This window comes from Mesorhizobium sp. M0040, assembly GCF_040323505.1.
GTDB lineage: Bacteria > Pseudomonadota > Alphaproteobacteria > Rhizobiales > Rhizobiaceae > Mesorhizobium.
Window position 1 is genome coordinate 41,119 of sequence record NZ_JAMYVA010000035.1, and the last position, 18,337, is coordinate 59,455.

The window sequence follows — 18,337 nt, forward strand, 5'->3', positions numbered from 1 at the left end:
TGGTATATTTTGTATATTATCCATCTAAATTGTGGATTGAACGATGCAGCCGAACCCGACGCTTGACCAACTTCAGATCCTGGTTGCGGTGGCCGAGACCGGCAGCTTCTCGGCCGCCGGGCGCAAATTGAATCGCGCGCAATCGGTGATCAGCTACGCCATCGCCAACCTCGAAGCGCAGCTTGGGCTGAAGCTGTTCGAGCGCGAGGGCACGCGTGAACCGCAACTGACCGATGTCGGCAAGGCGACGCTGGAAGATGCGCGGCGCATGGTCGGCGTGCTGCAACGCATCCGCTCGCGTGTCGACGGATACCGGCAGGGATTGGAGGCGGAAGTTACGCTGTCGGTCGACGTGACGCTACCGTCGCCGGTGCTGGTTCGGGTGCTAAAGGCATTCGAGGCGCAGTTCCCGGCCGTGACGCTGCGTCTGCATATCGGCTCGCTTGGCCTTATCCTCGATCATGTTGTCGGCGGACAGGCCGATCTCGGCATCGGGGGGCTTCTGGGTGAGACGGACGTGAATCTGCTTCGCATCGGCTTCTTCTCCCTGGTGCCAGCCGCAGCGCCTGATCACCCCCTGGCGCTGCTGCCGAGACCAGTGGCGCTAGAGGATGTCCGCGAACACATCCAACTGGTCGTCTCGGACCAGTCCGAGCGTACGCGCGGGCGTGACTATGGCGTCTTCGCCTACCGCACCTGGCGGCTGACGGATGTGCGCACCAAGCACGTGCTGATGCGCGAGGGGCTGGGCTGGGGCGGGCTGCCGCGATGGCTGATTGCCGATGATCTGGCGACCGGCCGGCTCGTCGAACTCGATCTCGAGCCTTACAGCGAAGTCCGCTCGCCGCTCTATGCCATGCACCGCGCCGATCGCAGCCCAAAACCGGCGGCCGCCTGGCTGATCGACCAGCTCAAGCGCCAGCTAGGCTGTTTCAACGAGTTCGAACCGGGTGAGGTGCCTGAGGAGGAGCCGGAGACAGGCCGTCGATCAGCGCTATGAGAACGGCGCGATAGTCCTCGATCGATGCTCCAGTTTCGATGGCGAGCGCTGCGCGGTCGAAGGCGGCAGCGAGCAAAGCGGTCAGTGCTTCCACAGGCAGTCTCGTCGTGGAGTGCGAGCGCATCGCGGCAACAAGGCCTTCGCGCAGCGAACGGTTGCCATGGCGATTGTCGATCGCATCCATGGCGGCGCGGCCGAGCACGGCCGGGCCATCAAGCAGCAAGAGCCGCGTACGGCCGGGCGCACGCATGGCAGCCAGATAGGCATCCGAGCCGGCAATCAGCGCATCGCGGGCAAATAGCGAAGGCGGCGACGCGCGTTCGATCTCTTCCGAGACGGCTTGCGCCTCCTGTTCGACCACAGCGGCAAACAACGCCTGCTTGTCGGCAAAGTGATGATAGAGCGCGCCGCGCGTGACGCCGGCAGCGGCGGCGATCTCGGGTGTGCCGGTCTCGGCATAGGACTTTTCGGTGAACAGTTTGCGAGCCGCGGCGATGAGCTCGGCGCGTGTCGCGGCGGTGCGATCACGGTTGGAGCGACGAGCGGATCCTTGTTGCATACATGCAGCCTGTATGTTATTTCCATTTACATGCAGACTGTATGTTATTTGCCGGGAGAAGGAAAGATGAGGACGACGAGCTATTATCCGGTGCTGATGACGAGCGACGTTGCCGGCACGGCAGCCTTTTATGTTGCGCATTTCGGCTTCAAGCCGCTGTTTGAGGCCGACTGGTACGTGCATCTGCGCTCGGCCGAAGACCGTCGCGTCAACCTCGGCATCGTCCAGGGCGATCATGAGACGATCCCGGAGGAAGGGCGGGGCCGCACATCTGGCCTGCTGATCAATTTCGAGGTCAGGGATCCGGATGCCATCTATAAGCGGATCACCGCCGCTGGCCTGCCGATCCTGCGAACGCTACGCGACGAACCCTTCGGCCAGCGCCATTTCATCACCAGGGATCCCAACGGCGTGCTGATCGACGTGATCAGGCCGATCCCGCCGAGCCCAGAATTTATGGCGCAATATGCGCAGGGTGTTGCGGCGCGCTAACTCGCCCGCGCCAACGGCATCACGGTGACCTGAGTAATGCCGGAGCGGCGCACCACCGTGCACAGTGTCTCGCGGCCGATTCGCTCGGCGTCGAGCATGCGCACCAGATCGTCGACGCCGGTGACCGGACGGCCGTCGATGGCGGCAATAATGTCGCCTTCCCTGAGGCCGGCTTTGGCCGCCGGGCTGTTCTTTTCGACGGTGCGCAGGCGCACCGCCGTGCTGCTCGATACTTGCGACAAAAGGGCTGCGCGGCGCGGCAGGTTGGTGGTGTCGGCGGAAACGCCGATGAAGGCACGGCGCACACGGCCGAAGCGGATGATTTCCGAGATGACGAAATTGGCGGTGTTGGAGGCAACCGCGAAGGCGATGCCTTGCGCACCGTGGATCATCGCGGTGTTAACGCCGATCACCTCGCCAGCCGAGGACACCAGCGGTCCGCCGGAATTGCCGGGGTTGAGCGCGGCGTCGGTCTGAATGACATCGTCGATCAGCCGGCCGGTGGAGGCACGCATCGAGCGGCCGAGTGCCGAGACGACGCCAGTGGTGACGGTCCATTCGAAGCCGAGCGGATTGCCGATGGCAATGGCGATCTGGCCGCGCCTCAAACGCTTGGAATCGCCAAGCGGCGCAACATCGGCAAAGTTGCCGTCGGCGCGCACCAGCGCAATGTCGGTGTCGGGATCGCGGCCGAGCACGCGGCCTTCCCTAGAGGCGCCGTCCGGCATTGACACGCGCACGCTGCGCGCATCGCCGACGACGTGGAAGTTGGTGACGACCAGCCCGTCCTGCGCGATGACGAAGCCGGAGCCATGGCCACCCGGGCCACCGATGCGCTCGATGCGGCAGACGGCGGGCCCGATGCGGTCGACGGCATCGGCGACCGTCGCCGAATAGGCATCGAGAAGGGCATCGTCATATTGCAATTGCTGGGCGGGCAGGGCCATCCGAGGGCTCCGTTTGGAACAAGATGAACAATGCCTATATGTGCGGAGCGGCCGGACCGGCCGCGACCTGACCAGATGGCCAGTCAAATGCCCAACTAGCCGTCAGGCGAGTATCCGCCAACGCCCTGCCGGGCGATATCTGGGTCACGAAGAACCCAGGAGATAAATCATGAGCGATTTCAATCTGAGCACGTTTTCCGACGCCATTGCCGACATCGCGGCAGCCGCGGCACCAGCGACGGCCAGCTTCGCGACGCACCACCGGACGTCAACTGCTTTCCACTGGCGGGACGGCTATTTCGTCACTGCCGAGGAGGCGGTCGAGGCCGGCGAGGAGATCGAGCTGACGTTTTCTTCGGGCGAAGCCGTCAAGGCGGAACTGGTCGGCCGCGACCCGTCCACCGGCACGGCCGTTTTGAAACCGGCCGGCGCGCCGGGCGCCCCGTCACTGGTAAAGGCGGATGCGGTGCGGCCGGGCAACCTGGCGGTCGTGGCGGGCAATAGCGACGGCACCTCGCTCGCTACCTTCGGCACGGTCGGCGAGGTCGGCCCGGCCTGGCGTTCAATGCGCGGCGGCACGATCGACCGGCGCATCAACCTTGCCGTCAATGCCGGCGGCCGTTTCGAGGGTGGCCCTGTGCTCGACGCCAAGGGTGGACTGATCGGCATGCTGCTGTTCGGGCCACGCCGGCGGGCGCTGGTCATGCCTTACGAAACGATCGAGCGGGCAGTCACGACGCTGCGCGAGAAGGGTCATGTGGCGCGCGGCTATCTTGGCGCCGGCCTGCATCCGGTCCGCAATGGTGATACACAGGGCGCCATGGTGATGAGCCTCGACGATAACGGGCCGGCGAAATCAGCCGGTCTCAGTCTCGGCGACATCATCGTGTCGTGGAACGCAGAGACGGTGCATGGCCCGCGCGAGCTGATCCGCAAGCTCGGGCCGGACAGCGCCGGTGCCTTGGTGACACTCGGCGTGGTGCGCGGCGGCGAGAATCGTGAGGTTTCCCTGACCATCGGTGAAAAACCACTGAGCTGAGGGATAGATGGTAAGCGGTGAGGTCGCTGGCAGACGGCTGACGGTGCTGATCGCGCTCGGTGACGCCGAGCGCGCACGAAGTCTGTCCGTCGTTCTCGCCGCGACCGATGATCTGCGGCCGGTTCTGGCCGGCGAAGTCGACGGGCGTGAGGCGGCGGATGTCGCCATCGTCGATGATCATGGGCTACAAGGCGGGCTCGTCGACGCGGCTATGCCTCGCGTGCTGCTATCGTCGCGAGCGGCCCGCGAACGGCCGGCCGATACAGTGTTTGCCGTGCTGCCCGTGCAAGCGGACGAGTTGCTGATCGCCGCCGCCGCGCGGCTCGCGGCTGCGGGCTACCGGATTTCGCGCGACAGCCATGCTCTATCCGATCGGCATCACGATTTGACCTTCCATGACAGCGACCGGTTCGAAGAGGAACCGACTGACGAGCATATCGTCCGGCCGACGCTTTCGCCGCGGGAAGGCGAGGTGCTGGCGCTGCTGGCCGAGGGCGCCCCCAACAAGGTCATCGCGCGGCGGCTGAACATCTCCGTGCATACGGCGAAGTTCCATGTCGCAGCGATCCTGACGAAGCTCGGTGCCGCCAACCGCACCGATGCGATTGCCATCGCCATGCGGCAGGGCCTGGTGCTGGTCTAGTTCAGATTGTCTCAAGGCCGACGCAGCGTAACCCGCATCCGGTGTGTTGGGCCTTGCGCGGCGGTTCTCGGCCGCGCAAGGATCGTGCCTTTCATGTTGCAGGAAGGCGCAAGGATGTCGCTCAAGGGAAAGACGCTTTTCATCTCCGGCGGGTCGCGCGGCATCGGGCTGGCGATTGCGCTGCGCGCCGCGCGCGATGGCGCCAATGTGACGATCGCGGCCAAGACCGCCGAGCCGCATCCGAAGCTGCCCGGGACGATCTACACAGCGGCGCACGAGATCGAGCAGGCCGGCGGCAAGGCGCTGCCGGTGCTATGCGACATTCGGGATGAAGAACAGGTCGCCGAAGCGGTCGCCAAGACCGTGGAGAGGTTCGGCGGCATCGATATCTGCGTCAACAACGCCAGTGCCATCCAACTCACCGGCACGCTGGAGACCGATATGAAGCGCTACGATCTGATGCACCAGATCAACACGCGCGGCACTTTTCTCGTCTCCAAAATGTGCATTCCGCACTTGAGGTTGGCGGAAAATCCTCACATCTTGAATCTGGCGCCGCCGCTCGACATGAAGGCCAAGTGGTTCAAGAACCATGTCGCCTACACGATGGCAAAGTTCGGCATGTCGATGTGCACGCTGGGCATGAGCGCCGAGTTCGCCAGGGACGGCATTGCGGTCAATTCGCTATGGCCGATCTCGACCATCGACACGGCGGCGGTGCGTAACCTCCTGGGCGGGGCGACGGTGGCGGCGATGAGCCGTTCGCCCGACATCATGGCCGATGCGGCATACGCCATCCTGGTCAGGCCGTCGCGTGAGGCGACCGGCAATTTCTACATTGACGAAGAAGTGCTGCGCGCTGAGGGCGTCAGCGATTTCTCGGCCTATGCGCCGGGTGCGACAGGCCCGCTCGCCGGCGACTTTTTTGTGCCGGACGAGGTGTTCGGCCGGACGGATACCAAAATCAAAGGTATCTACTGACGGACAGTATCTAGCTGACAGGCATATCTCTTAAAGACCGGCACAGACGCGTGCTCAGTCTTCGGCTTTCTTGGCTTTGCCAAGACCCATCAGCCGGTCGATATAGGCAAGCATCAGTGCCGACAGAACGAAGGCCAGATGAATGATGGTCAGCCACATCAGCTGGTCGGTCGTGTAGGAGACCGAGTTCAGGAACACCTGCAAGAGGTGGATCGAGGAGATCGCTACGATTGTCGAGGCGACCTTGACCTTCAGCGAGCCGACATCGATCGTGCCCAGCCAATGCACCTTGCCGTCATTTTCATCGAAGCGGCTGACGAAGTTTTCGTAACCCGAGATGATCACCATCACCACCAGTGAGGCGACCAGCGCGGCATCGATGAGGCCGAGTATTTTCAGGATGGTGTCGGTGTCATCGAGCGTGAAGGCGACGGAGACGAACTCGAACAGCTTCTTGCCGAAGGACACGGCATAGATGGCAAGTGCCGCACCCAGTCCGAGATAGAAGGCGACCAGCAGCCAGCGCGAGGCGAGAATGATCGATTCGATGGCGAGTTCGAGGCGCTTCATGCGGCGATTCGGGCTCCGTTGTCGGAGCGCCGTATTTCGGGCAGGCTGCGGCGGTTTGCAAGGTTTCAAAAAAACGAAACCCCGCCGGGGAGGGGAACCGGCGGGGCTCGTGTGTCCCGCTGGAGTCGGGACAGGGCAGGGAACGCCCTTTGCAGAATCTGGGATGGGTAACCGCGCGTTTCAAGATTGATGACCGCGCGATTCAATGGTTGATCAAATCGCGCGGTTCACATTGCGGTTTATTGGGCGCTGGCCACCGGCGCCACCAGGGGGGTAATCCGGCGGATGGCGACGCGGCGGTTCTCGCGGTTGGGTCCCGACGTGTTGACCTTGAGATACTCCTCGCCATAGCCCTGCGTCGTCAGGTTCTCCGGCGGGATGCCAAAGGCGTTGGTCAAGGCTTCGGCGACCGCCTCGGCGCGGCGGTCGGACAGAGCAAGGTTCGCTTCCGGTGTGCCGACAGCGTCGGTATGGCCCTCGATCAGGAAGCTCTCGGCCGGGTTTTTCTTCAGCAGCTTGTCCATGGCGTTGGCAACACCCTCCAGCTTCTGGACCTCGGTGTCGGAAATCGAGGCCGAACCGAATTCGAAGTTGAGCGTGTCGAGGTCGATGCGGCGGGCGATGTCGCGCACGCGGGCCGAGCGCTTGACCTCGTCGATCGAATAGAGGCGCTGGACCCTCTCGACCGGCGGCCGTTCGAGGAAGGTGTAGTAGTCGTCCGGATCCTCGACCTCTTCGGAATCCAGAATGTATTCCTCTTGCGGGATGGTAAGGCGCATCGGCGGCAGGTCGTCGCCCGGGTCGCGCCAGTCTGCATCATCGTCATAGTTCCGCTCGTCGACATAGCTCAGCACATATTCACGGCCGTCGGGCGCGATGCGTGAGCGCTGGATGACGTCGCCGTAGCGGTTGCGGATGGTGACGATCCGGACACCATTGTCGCGCTCGACGATTTCCCGGGTGCGATCGCCCGACAGGTCCTCATAATAGACATTCCTGGCGCCACGATGCATGCGCGGGGCATCGCTGCTTTCGACGAACGTCTGGTTGTTGAACTGTAGGATGACGCGGTCGCCGAATTCCCTGACGACGTTGGTGCCCTGGGGGCGCGGACGGCGGCGAACATCCTCGATGTCCGGCGCACGCTCGACACGCTTGCCCTTTTCCTCCGTCACCGGAACGATCTTTTCAGGCTTGATCGCCTGCTGGGCCGCCTTGTCGTCGGTAGGTGGCGGTCCCTCCTCGACCGGAGCCGGCTTCGGGGCTTCCACCTGGTTCTCGCCCTGCTGGGCGGGCTGGTTGCCCTGCTGCTTACCGGCATTTTGGCCGCGCTCCTTGCCACCCTTGCGCTTGCGCAAGACATCCTTCTGGCTGTCCAGAACAGGTGCCTCGTTCGGATTGGCCTGGGCTTCACCCTGGACCGGATTTTCACCCTGGACAGGCGCGGCCTGGCCAGTCGAAGGCTGTTCGCCGGTCGAGGGCTGTTGCTCTCCTGTCACCGGCTGTTCGCCGACAGGCCTCTTGCCACGTTTCTTGATCTTGTCCTGGGGCTGTTCGCCCTGGACGGGAGCGGCCGGCTGCTCGGTCGGAGCCGGTTGGGCCTGTGGGGTCGCTTCCTTATTGGTCGGCGCCGGCTGGCCTTCCGCCTCCGTGGCGGGTCCGGTCAATTCAGCAGGCTTCTTGCGCTTGCCCGGCTTTTGTCCGGGCTCGACAGTCGGAGCCTGTTCTGCCGGGGCAGCCTCGATCTGCTGGTTCTGTTTTTGCTTCTTCTTGCGCGGATTGACGTTGGGCTGGTTGTCGTTTGCCGGCGCTGCCTGCTCGGCCGGTTGTTCCGATGGGGCCGCTTCGATCTGCTGCCGATTGCGCCGCTTCTTGCGGGGTTGCTCGGTCTCGGCCGGAGCGATCTGCTCGGCCGGAGCGGATTCTGTTTGCTGCTGCTGATTGCGCCGCTTCTTGCGGGGTTGCTCGGACTCGGCTGGAGCGATCTGCTCGGCCGGAGCGGATTCTGTTTGCTGCTGCTGATTGCGCCGCTTCTTGCGGGGTTGCTCGGACTCGGCTGGAGCCGCCTGCTCGGCCGGAGCGGATTCCGTTTGCTGCTGCTGGTCGCGCTTCTTCTTTCTGGGCTGCTCTGCCTGCTGGCTTTGCGCGCAGGCCTCCGCCGACTCGCCCTCGGCGCAACTCGATTGCACTGGGATGAGCGGCGCTGCGGTACGTTGCACGGGGCTGAATGCGGCATTGCCTTGCAGCGGGAACGCGCCTAGCGGCGCGGACGCCATCAACAGGCCAAGCGCTGTGCCTGCCAGAATCCGTGGTTGGCGTTTCATCATAAACACTCCTTGTGGCGTCCCATCCCTGCCCAAACTTTCAGCAACCATGTTTGGTTCCTGTTTGTAGGTTCTAGCGGTGGCACAGGGCGATTGACCGGCGTTTTGAAGGCGACTTCATGTCATTCGTATGGTCCTGGCGTATGTTCCGGCGTATGGTCCCGGCGTATGGTTCGGACGAGGGTGCACGGTTGCCGTGCTTGACCTTGACGCGTCCGAGGGCCACATGCCGACGATGGAAAAGCCGTTCTGGAAGACCAAGACGCTCGAGGCGATGACCCGGGCCGAGTGGGAATCACTCTGCGACGGTTGTGGCAAATGCTGCCTGTCCAAACTCGAAGACGAGGACACCGGAGAGATCTACTGGACCAGCGTCGGCTGCCGGCTATTCGACGCTGGAAGCTGCCGCTGCTCCGACTATGCCAACCGGCTGGCGCGTGTTCCGGATTGCGTCGGGCTGACGCCGCAGAATGTGCGCACCATCAGCTGGCTGCCCAAGACCTGCGCTTACCGGCTGGTCGCCGAGGGCCGCGACCTCTATTGGTGGCACAGGCTGGTGTCTGGAAGCGACGAGACCGTGCACGAGGCCGGCATCTCGATGCGCGGCCGGGTCAGCGCCAGCGAGACCGATCTTGCCGAGCCGGACGACTATTTCGACCATATGCTCGCGGACGAGCCTTAGGATTCCTGCGGTAACGAAGACCGGGAACCATGGCAAAAGGGTACGTTCCCCATCTGCCCTGCATAGAACGGTTCCAGAAACGGAGAGACTAACGGCTGGCCCATTCTTGCCGCATGAACGGGGGATGAATGGCCGGTTCGCAAAAAATTCAGACAGGCGGGTGCATTCTCCTCCCATAGGTTCGACGAAAACGGGTGGAAACCCTCAACAAGGAGAGAAGACAATGTTCAACACCATCAAGACGGCGGCTCTTTCGGCTCTTGTCGGCCTTGGCACGCTTGCTGCCATCCCCGCTCATGCTGACAGCATCTATCTCGGCTTCGGCAACAACCACGATCCACGCGTCGGCGTCTATACCGGCGACGAAGATGATGGTTACTATCGCGAACACCGCCGTCATGGCGGCTGGCGCCGGTCCTGTTCGCCGGAGCGTGCCATCGACAAGGCCGAACGCATGGGCCTGCACCGCGCCCGCATCATCGACATCAACCGCCGCACGGTCAAGGTTGCCGGCCGCCAGTATGGCGACCGCGTCGTAATCGTATTCGCCAACGAGCGCGGTTGTCCGATCATCTATCGCTAAGCCCGTCGGAGCTTTGCGGCCGGCGATTTTTCAGCCGGTAGAGTAGCGGAGTCCCTTTCCGCCAGGACGGAAAGCGCGGCTCAAAAAAACCCCGGAGGATCGATCCTCCGGGGTTTTTCATTCTGCAAGCGATGGTCATTTCAATTCGAAAGTCACCGTCACCTGTGCGGTATAGGAATTTTCGCCGGCTTGCACCGGGACCGACGCGCCGGCGGCATCGAATGCCTTGGCGTTGATCGGCATCGGCGGTGGTGCGAAATTCTGGTCGGTGATTTCCAGGACCCGGCCGATGCCGACGCCGGCCGCTTCGGCCAGCGTCTTGGCCTTGGCCGTGGCATTGGCGACGGCCTTCTTGCGCGCCTCGGTGACGGCTGCCGCCGGATCGTCGTTGGAGAAGGAGATGCCGCCGCCCTGGTTGACGCCGAGCGACACCGCCTTATCGAGAATGTCGCCGGTCTTGTCGATGTCGCGGATGCGCACCGAAAGCGTGTTGGTCACCTGGTAGGCGACAAGCTCGGCCTCCTGGCTGCCGTCGGGCTTATTGGTGTAATTATAGCGCGGATTGATCTGGATGCCCGCGGTCTGCAGGTCGCGCTCCTTGATGCCGGACGATTTCATGGCAGCGATCACTGCGGCCATGGCGTCGTTATTGGCATCGAGCGCTGCACGTGCCGTCTTGGCTTCGCGCATGACGCTGAGCGTCAGCAGAGCCAGATCGGGTGCTATCGCCGCCTCGCCTTCACCGGTGACGACGATACGCGGCGGCGGTGGCGAATCGGCGGCGGCCGCGATCGCCGGAAACGCGATTGCGGCGGCAATCGCCAGGGGCAAAATACGTCTGGTCATGAAATCTCCTCGATCTGGGATCCCAAGACAGCCGAGTGTTGGCCGGCGTCCAATGGGCGACGTGCAATAGGTTATCAATATGGGCTGATTTGGGCGATCTCTGCCAGCCCCCTTGGAACGCCTGCTCGGAAAGCCCTCGGAAAGCCTTGTGCGGTTCAGGGAAAAACACTAATCCAGCGCCGTGGGGCCTGTAGCTCAATGGTTAGAGCCGGCGGCTCATAACCGCTTGGTTGGGGGTTCGAGTCCCTCCGGGCCCACCATCGGCTTTTGTGGCCGTTGATTTAATTGGATTTTTTGGCCATTTTTGTCCCACCTCTTTCAACCCCCTCAGAAAGTGGGACAATTTTGTTCTCTTTTCGATCGATAACCAGCAGGTATTTCGCCGCTCTCGCTACCTTCCGGCGACGCGCTTTCTTGATGTAGTGGTCGGGCTGCTGGTACGTAGTCCACCCATATATCGCCTTCAGCTGCTCGTGCGTCGCGCCGTTCTCAGCGGCGATCGTCGCGCCGGCCTTGCGAATTCCATGAGCACTGCAGTGCGGCAGCTCAGCTTGATCACACCACTGGCGCATCTTGTTGCCCAGACCGTTCTCCGAGAACGGGCGACCATACTCATTGACCAGGAAGGTCATCTGGTCGGAGGGCGTGTGCTCAAGTTCCGCCTCTAGTTCGGGCAGAAGCGGGAGCTCCACCAACACCGCATCCTTGTTACGACTGGTCTTCCCAGGCTTAATTCTGATCCACTTCTCCCACTGCTCGGTCTCCTCGTTGTAGACGAGCGTGATGTGCTGTCGACCGAAGATCGCGACGTCGGACAACCGCAGGCCAGTAAACATGAAGATCGAGAGCGCACGTCTGGCTGCGGTACCCAGCGGATGCCGCTTCTCATATTGAACGATCTCCGACACGTCCCATGGGTGCCAGCCGTCGCCGCTCTTTAGCCGTCTGATGCCGCGGGCGGGATTGGAGTCGACGCCCGGAATCTCTGTGTCCTTTGCCCACTCAAACATCGCGCTGATGGCTTTTACGATATTGTTTGCCGCGCCAAGGGCGTCGAGCCTGGTGTCCCTGATCTCCTTAACATGAGACCGTTTCATACCGGCGAATGGCAGAGATCCCTTGGTGGGATACTGAGGATCCGGGTCACCTTCGAGGGGATGAGGTAATTCGCATACGCGCTCCAGAATTGCTCGTCGGCGCGCCATAGTGTCTTGGGTGATTTCCGTGCCGCCCCGACGGTAATACTCCTGGCAAAGCCACAGCAACGTGCCTTTCTTCGCTGGCTCGGAAGGCTTGGGGAGGCGCCGGCAAATCTCGGGAAGAGTGCCGGGCCGAACATAAGTGACCTCGGCGCGCGCGCACCGCAGTTCCTCGAGGAACTCGTCGCTGCCGGTCGGTTCACGGAGCCGGACCTTCTTCCGACCCGGTGCGCGAAAATAGTACCGATCATTGCCGTGGCGATCAGTGTCCTTCACTACGCCCTTAAGATCGATTTTCACGGGCTCATCCGTCATGTTCGTGGTTTTCGATCCCAAGGATTGTCTAGTGGCGGCGAATCTTCGTCAAGCTTTGGTGCTCCTCCGATTTGGCGGTGAGGGAGCTTTCGAAAGGCCAATACAAGTTCCTCGACGTCCCAAACAATGCGCCCCTTGCTCGGCATTCGTGGCTGGGGCATCCGGCCGTCCTGGACCATTTCATCAAAGGTCGTTGAGCTTACGCCGATGAACGTCGCAGCCTGCTCGCGATTGATTCCTACCGGCGGGAGCGAGGGCGGCAAGACGCTCGGGGTGCGTAGCATCGGTTTAGCGCGTTGAAAGCGCGTTTTTGACGCCTGCCTGTCTTCCTATGTACCCGTCCGAATATTGCAGACGCTCAATCATGTCCTAGCCCTGTGCTTGCAGGCTCACCCTAGGTCTCCAGACCTCAGGATCGCTCAAGACACCGGACTCTTTTCCAGCCTTTGTGTACGATGATGGGTATCTTAATGCGCTCGAGGCCAAGAACTGAATGGTCGGCGACTTGGAAGGGCAAAATGACCGTGGAACCACGAATCTGAGTCAGAGGCGGAATCCAACTGAGGAAAGTATGGCTGTGTTTTCAGACGGTTATGACTCTCATGCATGCGTAACAACCAACAAGAATACCAACAAAATGTTTCTGTGGTTACTTTCATTCCTCATGGAATGCGCGACTGATTTGGTCCGACAGCGGCTTCACAAAATAAGAAAGCGCCGTACGCTCGCCCGTCTGGATCATCGCTTCGGCCGGCATGCCGGGCACGAGCGTCAGGTCCTTGAGCTTCGTCAGTTCCGCATGCGGAACCGACAGACGCACCAGGTAATACGAAACGCCGTTTTTTTCGTCCGTCGCCAGATCGGCTGCGATCCGGCTGACATATCCGTTCAATACCGGCGTGGTCCTCAGATTGAAGGCTGACATCCGCAGCACGGCCTTGTGACCAAGCTGGATTTGGTCGATGTCCTTCGGGGTGATTCGTGCTTCAAGCGCAAGATCGTCGCCTTCCGGCACGATTAGCATAATCGGATCGGCGGGCGTGATCACTCCTCCGACCGTATGAACTGCGAGTTGTTGAATGGCGCCTGACTGCGGCGCGACAATATCGATCCGTCGCAGTTCCTGTTCAGCCGCCACCTTGCGCTCAACATACTCCCCAACCTGCGCCTGAACCTCTCTGAGCTCCTGGCCGACTTCCGTCTTGAAATCCGGATCGATCTGCAGGATCTGCAGGCGCGTTTCGGCTATGCGGGCTGCCGTCTGTGCCTGATGTGCAATCTTCTCACCGCGTTCGCCGCCGAAAGTGGCAACCTGCGTCTTCAGACTGTTCAAGCGTTGGTCCGAGACAATGCCTTGGTCGCGCAGCCCACTCAGGGCAGCAATTTCCTTTTGGAGGATCTCGGTGCTTTTCTCAGAAGCGATTGCCTGCGCCTTGAGCCCCTCGATCTCGTGCTCATATTGAGTGATGCGTTCCGCTAGCTGCGCCTGCCTTCCGTCGCGGGATTGTCTGCGGAATTCGAACAGCCGCGTCTCGCCATGTACTGCCGAAGCTACGTCCGGAACATCTCTGCGGGCGAGCAGCCAGTCCGGGAAGGCGATCTCCGCCAGATCGTCACGCTCAGCTTCGAGTCGTGCCAGGTTGGCGGCCAGCTCATCGAGCCGCTTGGTGACTACAGCGAGAGTGGCGCGCGTCTGGGTGGCGTCGAGCCGCATGAGGATGTCGCCGGCTTTTACTTTATCACCTTCGCTCACCAGGATTTCTCCCACCACCCCGCCGGTCGGGTGCTGCACCTTCTTCACATAGGAATCGACGACAAAGTGTCCGGACGCGACAACCGCGCCGGAGAGATTCGTGAAGGCCGCCCAGGCTCCGGCTCCTCCCACAAAGATCACGCTCGCCAGCAGGCCCGCCACCAGGTGCCGGCGAATGGACCTGGAAACGTCATTGTTCTGATGAATGCCGGACACCGGGATCCTCCATGTCAGCGCGCTCGTTATCCTGTGTAGACTCGATGGCCTTGACCCCAGCGCCTGATGCCATCGCTGCCCCCTTAAGGACTTTGGAAAGCGCCTCATCACGCGCACCGAATGCTCGCTGCCGTCCACCTTCCATCACCAACACCAAATCCACGGCGCGGATGGCGCTCGGCCGATGGGCAACGACAACCGCAATGCCCTTGCGCTCGCGCACGGAGGCGATCGCCTTGACAACCGCAGCCTCGCCTTCCGCATCGAGATTGGCATTGGGTTCATCCAGCACAACAAGGAAAGGGTCTCGATAAAGAGCACGGGCAAGACCGATACGCTGGCGCTGCCCGGCGGAAAGTGCCGATCCGGCCTCACCAATCGGAGTTTCGTAGCCGTGCTCAAATCGGAGGATCAGTTCGTGCGTGCCCGCTGCTTTCGCCGCGGTGACAATAGCCTCAGGGTCAGGATTATCTTCAAAACGAGCGATGTTTTCGGCAATGGTGCCGTCGAATAGTTCAACACCTTGCGGCAAATAGCCGATATGACGGCCTAGCGCTTCCCGGTCCCATTGATCGAGGCTTGCGCTGTCGATGCGAACCTTTCCGGCGACCGGCGCCCATGCGCCGACGATGGCGCGCGAGAGTGTCGACTTGCCCGAACCCGATGCACCGATGATCCCGAGTGCGCTTCCCGCCTGAACGGCAAACGCAAGGCCGGTCACGGTCGGCTTCCTTTCGCCGGGCGGAACGATTGTCACGCCTTCGAGGCGGAGTTCGCGTTCAGGTGCAGGCATTGGCATAACAGGAGCGGTTTCAGGAACCTTTCCCAAGAGGTCCTCCAGCCGCGCCCAACCATGGCGCGCCATGAGGAAGGGTTTCCAGCTTGAAATGGCCAGATCGACCGGAGCCAGCGCACGCCCCATCGTGATCGAACTGGCAATCATGACCCCGGCCGTAGTCTCCTGCCTGATGACAAGGTACGCGCCGACGGCAAGAATGGCCGATTGCAGCAGCACGCGCAGCGACTTTGAAATGCCACCCAGCCCACCTGCCACGTCCCCGACTTTCCGGTTGGCGGCCAGATACTTGGCATTGGCCTTGTGCCATCGGGCAGCGATCCGCTTTGCGAGACCGAGAGCTTGCACGACCTCGGCATTGCGGCGCGCTGCTTCCAGTAGACCATTGCGTACCATGTTGTGGTCAATGGTATCGCGTATCGGCCCTTGCGAGAGAGTGTTGGTAAGGAGTGTCAGAGATGTGAGACCGATCGCCCCGATAAGTGCCGTCATGCCGATCCAGAAATGAAAGAGGAAGCAAATGCCAAGATAAAGCAGCATCCATGGCAGATCGAAGAACGCTGTCGGGCCGTTTCCACCTAAGAATCCGCGAACATTGTCGAGATCGCGTAGCGGCTGCAAGCCGTCGCCCGGCATGCGCGTTAAAAGCGGAAGGCGAACGATCGCATCGTGAACGCGTCCGGAAAACTGTTCATCGAAACGCTCGCCAATCCGCAGCAGCACGCGCGCGCGCAAAATGTCGAGCAGGCACTGGAACGCATAAAGCCCTGTAGCAAGCACGACGAGCCCCACTAGCGTCGATACGCTGCCACTTGCCAGAACGCGGTCGTAGACCTGAAGCATGAACAGCGGCGAGATCAGCGCAAGCACGTTCACCACGCCGCTGATCAACAGAATTCCCCAAATAGCGGAACTCAGAGGGAAAGGTCTCAAAGCTGAATCCTTCAAGGAATGGTTACTCACGTAGGTCTCCGTGAGGATCTGGCGACCCAGCTCCCCATATTGCTCCCCGAGCGGCGACCGACTGCATCCGCTCGCTGCTTCAGGATCAGTGCTCCCGCCGAATATGTTTGGTTTGGCATCTAATGGAGCGGGTCAACAACAACACCGTCCGGCTGAAGGTTTGGAAGGGCAACGTCATCGTGGCCGGCCGCAAGGGCCCGAACAGGCTTCCGCCTCCACGCCTTCAGGGAGATTTCGGTGTACGACCAGCGCGACGTGCAGGGCTTCGTCAAGCTGTACACGCTGCGACTGCTCCCGGGGCGCCCCGGCCCATCGCAAGTAGCGGAGACGGAAAGCGCCCGCCCAGGGGCGGGGCGCTGTTCCGTATGGGTTTTCTGGATCAAACGAAGGTGAAGTCCGACGCGGTCAGGCCTAGGTCGGCCACGGTGACCACACCGCCCAGGTGGACGAATTCATGCGCGCTGTTGTCGGCGGTGACATAGGCCAGAGTTGCGACTCTGTCGGTGTAGCTGCTTTGGTAGACAATGATGTCGCCGGCGTGCTCGCCGGAGATCGCACTCGCGGCTTCAGAAGCAGAGTTGAAAGATTCGCCAGTGATTACCACGACGTGTTCGCCGTTCGCACCCGAGGCCGCACCACTGTAGAAGCTGCTCACCGGGTAGCCGGACTGTATGCTGGCGTTGTTGACGAAGTTCGCGCCAAAACCGTCATTGTAGAGGCCCACCGCATCGAAGGCGAACTTGTCCTCCGCCGGGTTGAAATCGGTGATAGTGGTAATGTCCGACTTCGACCCGACAACCCCAGGCACCGGATTGTGGAACTGGAACACGAACGTGTCACTGTCGGTGCCCCCGGTCAACGTGTCCTGGCCGTCACCCACGTAGAGGACATCCTGGCCGGGACCGCCGCTGAGCCTGTCATTGTCCTCACCGGAGACGCGCGGGTTGAAGCGGCCGTTGTCGCCGGAGAGATCGTCCCAGCCATCTCCGCCGAAGATGCGGTCGTTACCCTTGCCGCCGATGAGTCGGTCACTGTCCGGGCCACCCGAGATCTCGTCGTTGCCGCCACGACCGTCAATCCAGTCACCGCCCTGGAAACCCTCCATCCAATCGTCAAGCTCGGTGCCGATGAGTGTTTCGGCACCCGGGCCACCCTCGATAATCTTTGCCATCGAAAATACTCCTAATGATGCACCCTGCCTGACGCGTTCATATTGCTCATCGGATAATTAGAGAAATCGATTGCTTGGATAGACACACATTTACGAAATGGATGCATTCACGTTCACTTCGCCCTTCTGCTGAGCAGTTGCGGGCTCGCTGGCGGCGGGGACGCTGGTCGCCCAAGCAATCGATGAAGATTCGACACTCAAACCGGGACCAGGACGAACTTCGTAACGGGGCCGTCCTGGTTGGGCCCCAAACTTCTCTCTGTTTGCTCGACGCCGGCATACCCGCACCGTGAGCGCTGGACGAGGACAAGTTCCGCTGGCGGAGAACGGCGTGATCGGCTTGCCGCGCCGAAACTGATGGCGCTCGTCGAAGGCATGGACTGGACACGCGTTCGAGCCGAACGGCGACGGCGTCCGGCCGGAAGGCGGTGGCGAAGTGACTCAGGCGCAAAAGGCGGGCTTCAGGCCGTGCACAATAAGCTTCTGTCGGCGTCATGACGAGAAGCGCTTCGGCCCGTCCCCACGAAATCGATACGCTCAAGGCGATGTTCGTCGCCATGGCGGCGGAGAAGGCCGAACTGCAACAACTCCGGAGCGAAACACTCAAGGCCGAGATCGTCCGGATGGCGACACTCAACGAGCCTGCCCAGGAGCGGATCGCCGACCTTCATGGGATCGTCAAGCAGCTGGAGCGCGCCGCTTCGGTCGCAGCTCCGAGAAGCTCGAACGTGACCAGCAGGCCTTCGCCTTCGACGAAATCCAGACCGGGCTCGGCGCGATTGAGTCCGAGCTCGAGGCCGCAAGACCGACAGGCGAGCCGCGACGTGCTGCGCGACCGCGCAAGGCGTTCCCGGCGCATCTGGAGCGGGTCGAGATCGTCATCCAGCCCGAGCCATGGGGGAAGAAGCGCTCCCGCAGCCAATCGTCCAGTCCGTCAAACGCGGTCGGCCGCACAGGCTTGCGAAACGGAACAGTCCCGCCCTCGCTTAGATACCGAGGCACCGTGTTGCGCGCGCACCCGAATTCTTTCGCCCGTCGGTTCATTCCCCAGCCAAGCTCATGCAGCCGCAGCATCGCTGCCACCTGTTCATGCTGAAGGATCTGCTCTCCCTGCATCGTTCTCGACAATGCAGGAATCGCCCAATCCCAATCGCCATCCATATGTGGACGGCGCCCTGCCTGCAACGGTTGTTTTGCGTCGTTTTCGATCGCTTGCGTCCATATGTCCGGCCTTTGAGCACGGTCCTTGCGGCCGCTG

Annotated in this window: 16 protein-coding genes, 1 tRNA gene and 2 pseudogenes; 9 read left to right on the forward strand and 10 right to left on the reverse strand. The window is 61.8% G+C overall.

Annotation, left to right across the window (positions count from 1 at the left end; all coding sequences use genetic code 11):
* Positions 1-43: 43 nt before the first annotated feature.
* On the forward strand, positions 44-1,000 hold the full coding sequence (locus NKJ91_RS24160; protein WP_352457545.1) for a LysR family transcriptional regulator: 957 nt from the start codon (positions 44-46) through the stop codon (positions 998-1,000).
* On the opposite strand, the gene NKJ91_RS24165 is transcribed toward NKJ91_RS24160, so the two are convergent.
* Positions 933-1,559 (reverse strand): TetR/AcrR family transcriptional regulator, encoded by a 627-nt coding sequence (locus NKJ91_RS24165; RefSeq protein WP_352457546.1) that lies wholly within the window; start codon positions 1,557-1,559, stop codon positions 933-935. The genes NKJ91_RS24160 and NKJ91_RS24165 overlap by 68 nt on opposite strands.
* Positions 1,560-1,625: 66 nt before the next feature.
* Here NKJ91_RS24165 and NKJ91_RS24170 point away from each other — a divergent pair, with 66 nt between their 5' ends.
* Positions 1,626-2,051 (forward strand): VOC family protein, encoded by a 426-nt coding sequence (locus NKJ91_RS24170; protein WP_352457547.1) that lies wholly within the window; start codon positions 1,626-1,628, stop codon positions 2,049-2,051.
* On the opposite strand, the gene NKJ91_RS24175 is transcribed toward NKJ91_RS24170, so the two are convergent.
* Positions 2,048-2,998 carry a S1C family serine protease gene (locus NKJ91_RS24175; RefSeq protein WP_023678284.1) on the reverse strand — a complete coding sequence of 317 codons (951 nt, stop codon included), beginning with the start codon at positions 2,996-2,998 and terminating at the stop codon, positions 2,048-2,050. The genes NKJ91_RS24170 and NKJ91_RS24175 overlap by 4 nt on opposite strands.
* A gap of 169 nt (positions 2,999-3,167) precedes the next feature.
* Between NKJ91_RS24175 and NKJ91_RS24180 the strand changes: the two genes are divergently transcribed.
* From NKJ91_RS24180 to NKJ91_RS24190, 3 genes are all read left to right on the forward strand, one after another.
* Positions 3,168-4,037 carry a S1C family serine protease gene (locus NKJ91_RS24180; protein ID WP_023678283.1) on the forward strand — a complete coding sequence of 290 codons (870 nt, stop codon included), beginning with the start codon at positions 3,168-3,170 and terminating at the stop codon, positions 4,035-4,037.
* Positions 4,038-4,044: 7 nt separating this feature from the next.
* Positions 4,045-4,680 (forward strand): helix-turn-helix transcriptional regulator, encoded by a 636-nt coding sequence (locus NKJ91_RS24185; protein ID WP_352457548.1) that lies wholly within the window; start codon positions 4,045-4,047, stop codon positions 4,678-4,680.
* A 114-nt stretch (positions 4,681-4,794) separates the two neighbouring features.
* A complete protein-coding gene (locus tag NKJ91_RS24190; RefSeq protein WP_352457549.1) occupies positions 4,795-5,661 on the forward strand; it encodes an SDR family oxidoreductase in 867 nt (288 codons plus the stop codon).
* 54 nt (positions 5,662-5,715) lie between these two features.
* Here the strand turns inward: NKJ91_RS24190 and NKJ91_RS24195 are convergent, their stop codons facing one another.
* Both NKJ91_RS24195 and NKJ91_RS24200 read right to left on the reverse strand, forming a co-directional pair.
* A complete protein-coding gene (locus NKJ91_RS24195) occupies positions 5,716-6,231 on the reverse strand; it encodes a TIGR00645 family protein (protein WP_352457550.1) in 516 nt (171 codons plus the stop codon).
* Between the two features lie 239 nt (positions 6,232-6,470).
* Complete coding sequence (locus NKJ91_RS24200) at positions 6,471-8,555, reverse strand: OmpA family protein (protein WP_502903630.1); 2,085 nt, start codon at positions 8,553-8,555, stop codon at positions 6,471-6,473.
* Positions 8,556-8,790: 235 nt separating this feature from the next.
* On the opposite strand from NKJ91_RS24200, the gene NKJ91_RS24210 reads away from it, so the two are divergent.
* Positions 8,791-9,237 (forward strand): YcgN family cysteine cluster protein, encoded by a 447-nt coding sequence (locus NKJ91_RS24210; protein ID WP_352457557.1) that lies wholly within the window; start codon positions 8,791-8,793, stop codon positions 9,235-9,237.
* A gap of 223 nt (positions 9,238-9,460) precedes the next feature.
* Positions 9,461-9,820, forward strand: a complete 360-nt coding sequence (locus NKJ91_RS24215; RefSeq protein WP_352457553.1) for a hypothetical protein — start codon at positions 9,461-9,463, stop codon at positions 9,818-9,820.
* A 135-nt stretch (positions 9,821-9,955) separates the two neighbouring features.
* Here the strand turns inward: NKJ91_RS24215 and NKJ91_RS24220 are convergent, their stop codons facing one another.
* Complete coding sequence (locus tag NKJ91_RS24220) at positions 9,956-10,666, reverse strand: SIMPL domain-containing protein (RefSeq protein WP_352457554.1); 711 nt, start codon at positions 10,664-10,666, stop codon at positions 9,956-9,958.
* A 184-nt stretch (positions 10,667-10,850) separates the two neighbouring features.
* Here NKJ91_RS24220 and NKJ91_RS24225 point away from each other — a divergent pair.
* Positions 10,851-10,926 (forward strand) — tRNA-Ile (locus tag NKJ91_RS24225).
* 21 nt (positions 10,927-10,947) lie between these two features.
* On the opposite strand, the gene NKJ91_RS24230 is transcribed toward NKJ91_RS24225, so the two are convergent.
* The 4 genes from NKJ91_RS24230 to NKJ91_RS24245 all read right to left on the reverse strand — a co-directional run bounded on the left by NKJ91_RS24230 (position 10,948) and on the right by NKJ91_RS24245 (position 17,079).
* Complete coding sequence (locus NKJ91_RS24230) at positions 10,948-12,165, reverse strand: tyrosine-type recombinase/integrase (RefSeq protein WP_352457555.1); 1,218 nt, start codon at positions 12,163-12,165, stop codon at positions 10,948-10,950.
* A gap of 670 nt (positions 12,166-12,835) precedes the next feature.
* Positions 12,836-14,149 carry an HlyD family type I secretion periplasmic adaptor subunit gene (locus NKJ91_RS24235; RefSeq protein ID WP_352450735.1) on the reverse strand — a complete coding sequence of 438 codons (1,314 nt, stop codon included), beginning with the start codon at positions 14,147-14,149 and terminating at the stop codon, positions 12,836-12,838.
* Positions 14,124-15,893, reverse strand: a complete 1,770-nt coding sequence (locus tag NKJ91_RS24240) for a type I secretion system permease/ATPase (RefSeq protein ID WP_352457558.1) — start codon at positions 15,891-15,893, stop codon at positions 14,124-14,126. Before NKJ91_RS24240 ends, NKJ91_RS24235 begins: the two co-directional genes overlap by 26 nt.
* A gap of 394 nt (positions 15,894-16,287) precedes the next feature.
* Positions 16,288-17,079, reverse strand: a complete 792-nt coding sequence (locus tag NKJ91_RS24245; RefSeq protein ID WP_352450736.1) for a calcium-binding protein — start codon at positions 17,077-17,079, stop codon at positions 16,288-16,290.
* A gap of 436 nt (positions 17,080-17,515) precedes the next feature.
* On the opposite strand from NKJ91_RS24245, the pseudogene NKJ91_RS24250 reads away from it, so the two are divergent.
* A pseudogene (locus tag NKJ91_RS24250) lies at positions 17,516-17,896 on the forward strand (transposase domain-containing protein); the annotation flags it as partial.
* A gap of 77 nt (positions 17,897-17,973) precedes the next feature.
* Here the strand turns inward: NKJ91_RS24250 and NKJ91_RS24255 are convergent.
* Positions 17,974-18,240 (reverse strand): annotated as a pseudogene (locus NKJ91_RS24255) (hypothetical protein); the annotation flags it as partial.
* Positions 18,241-18,337: the final 97 nt, after the last annotated feature.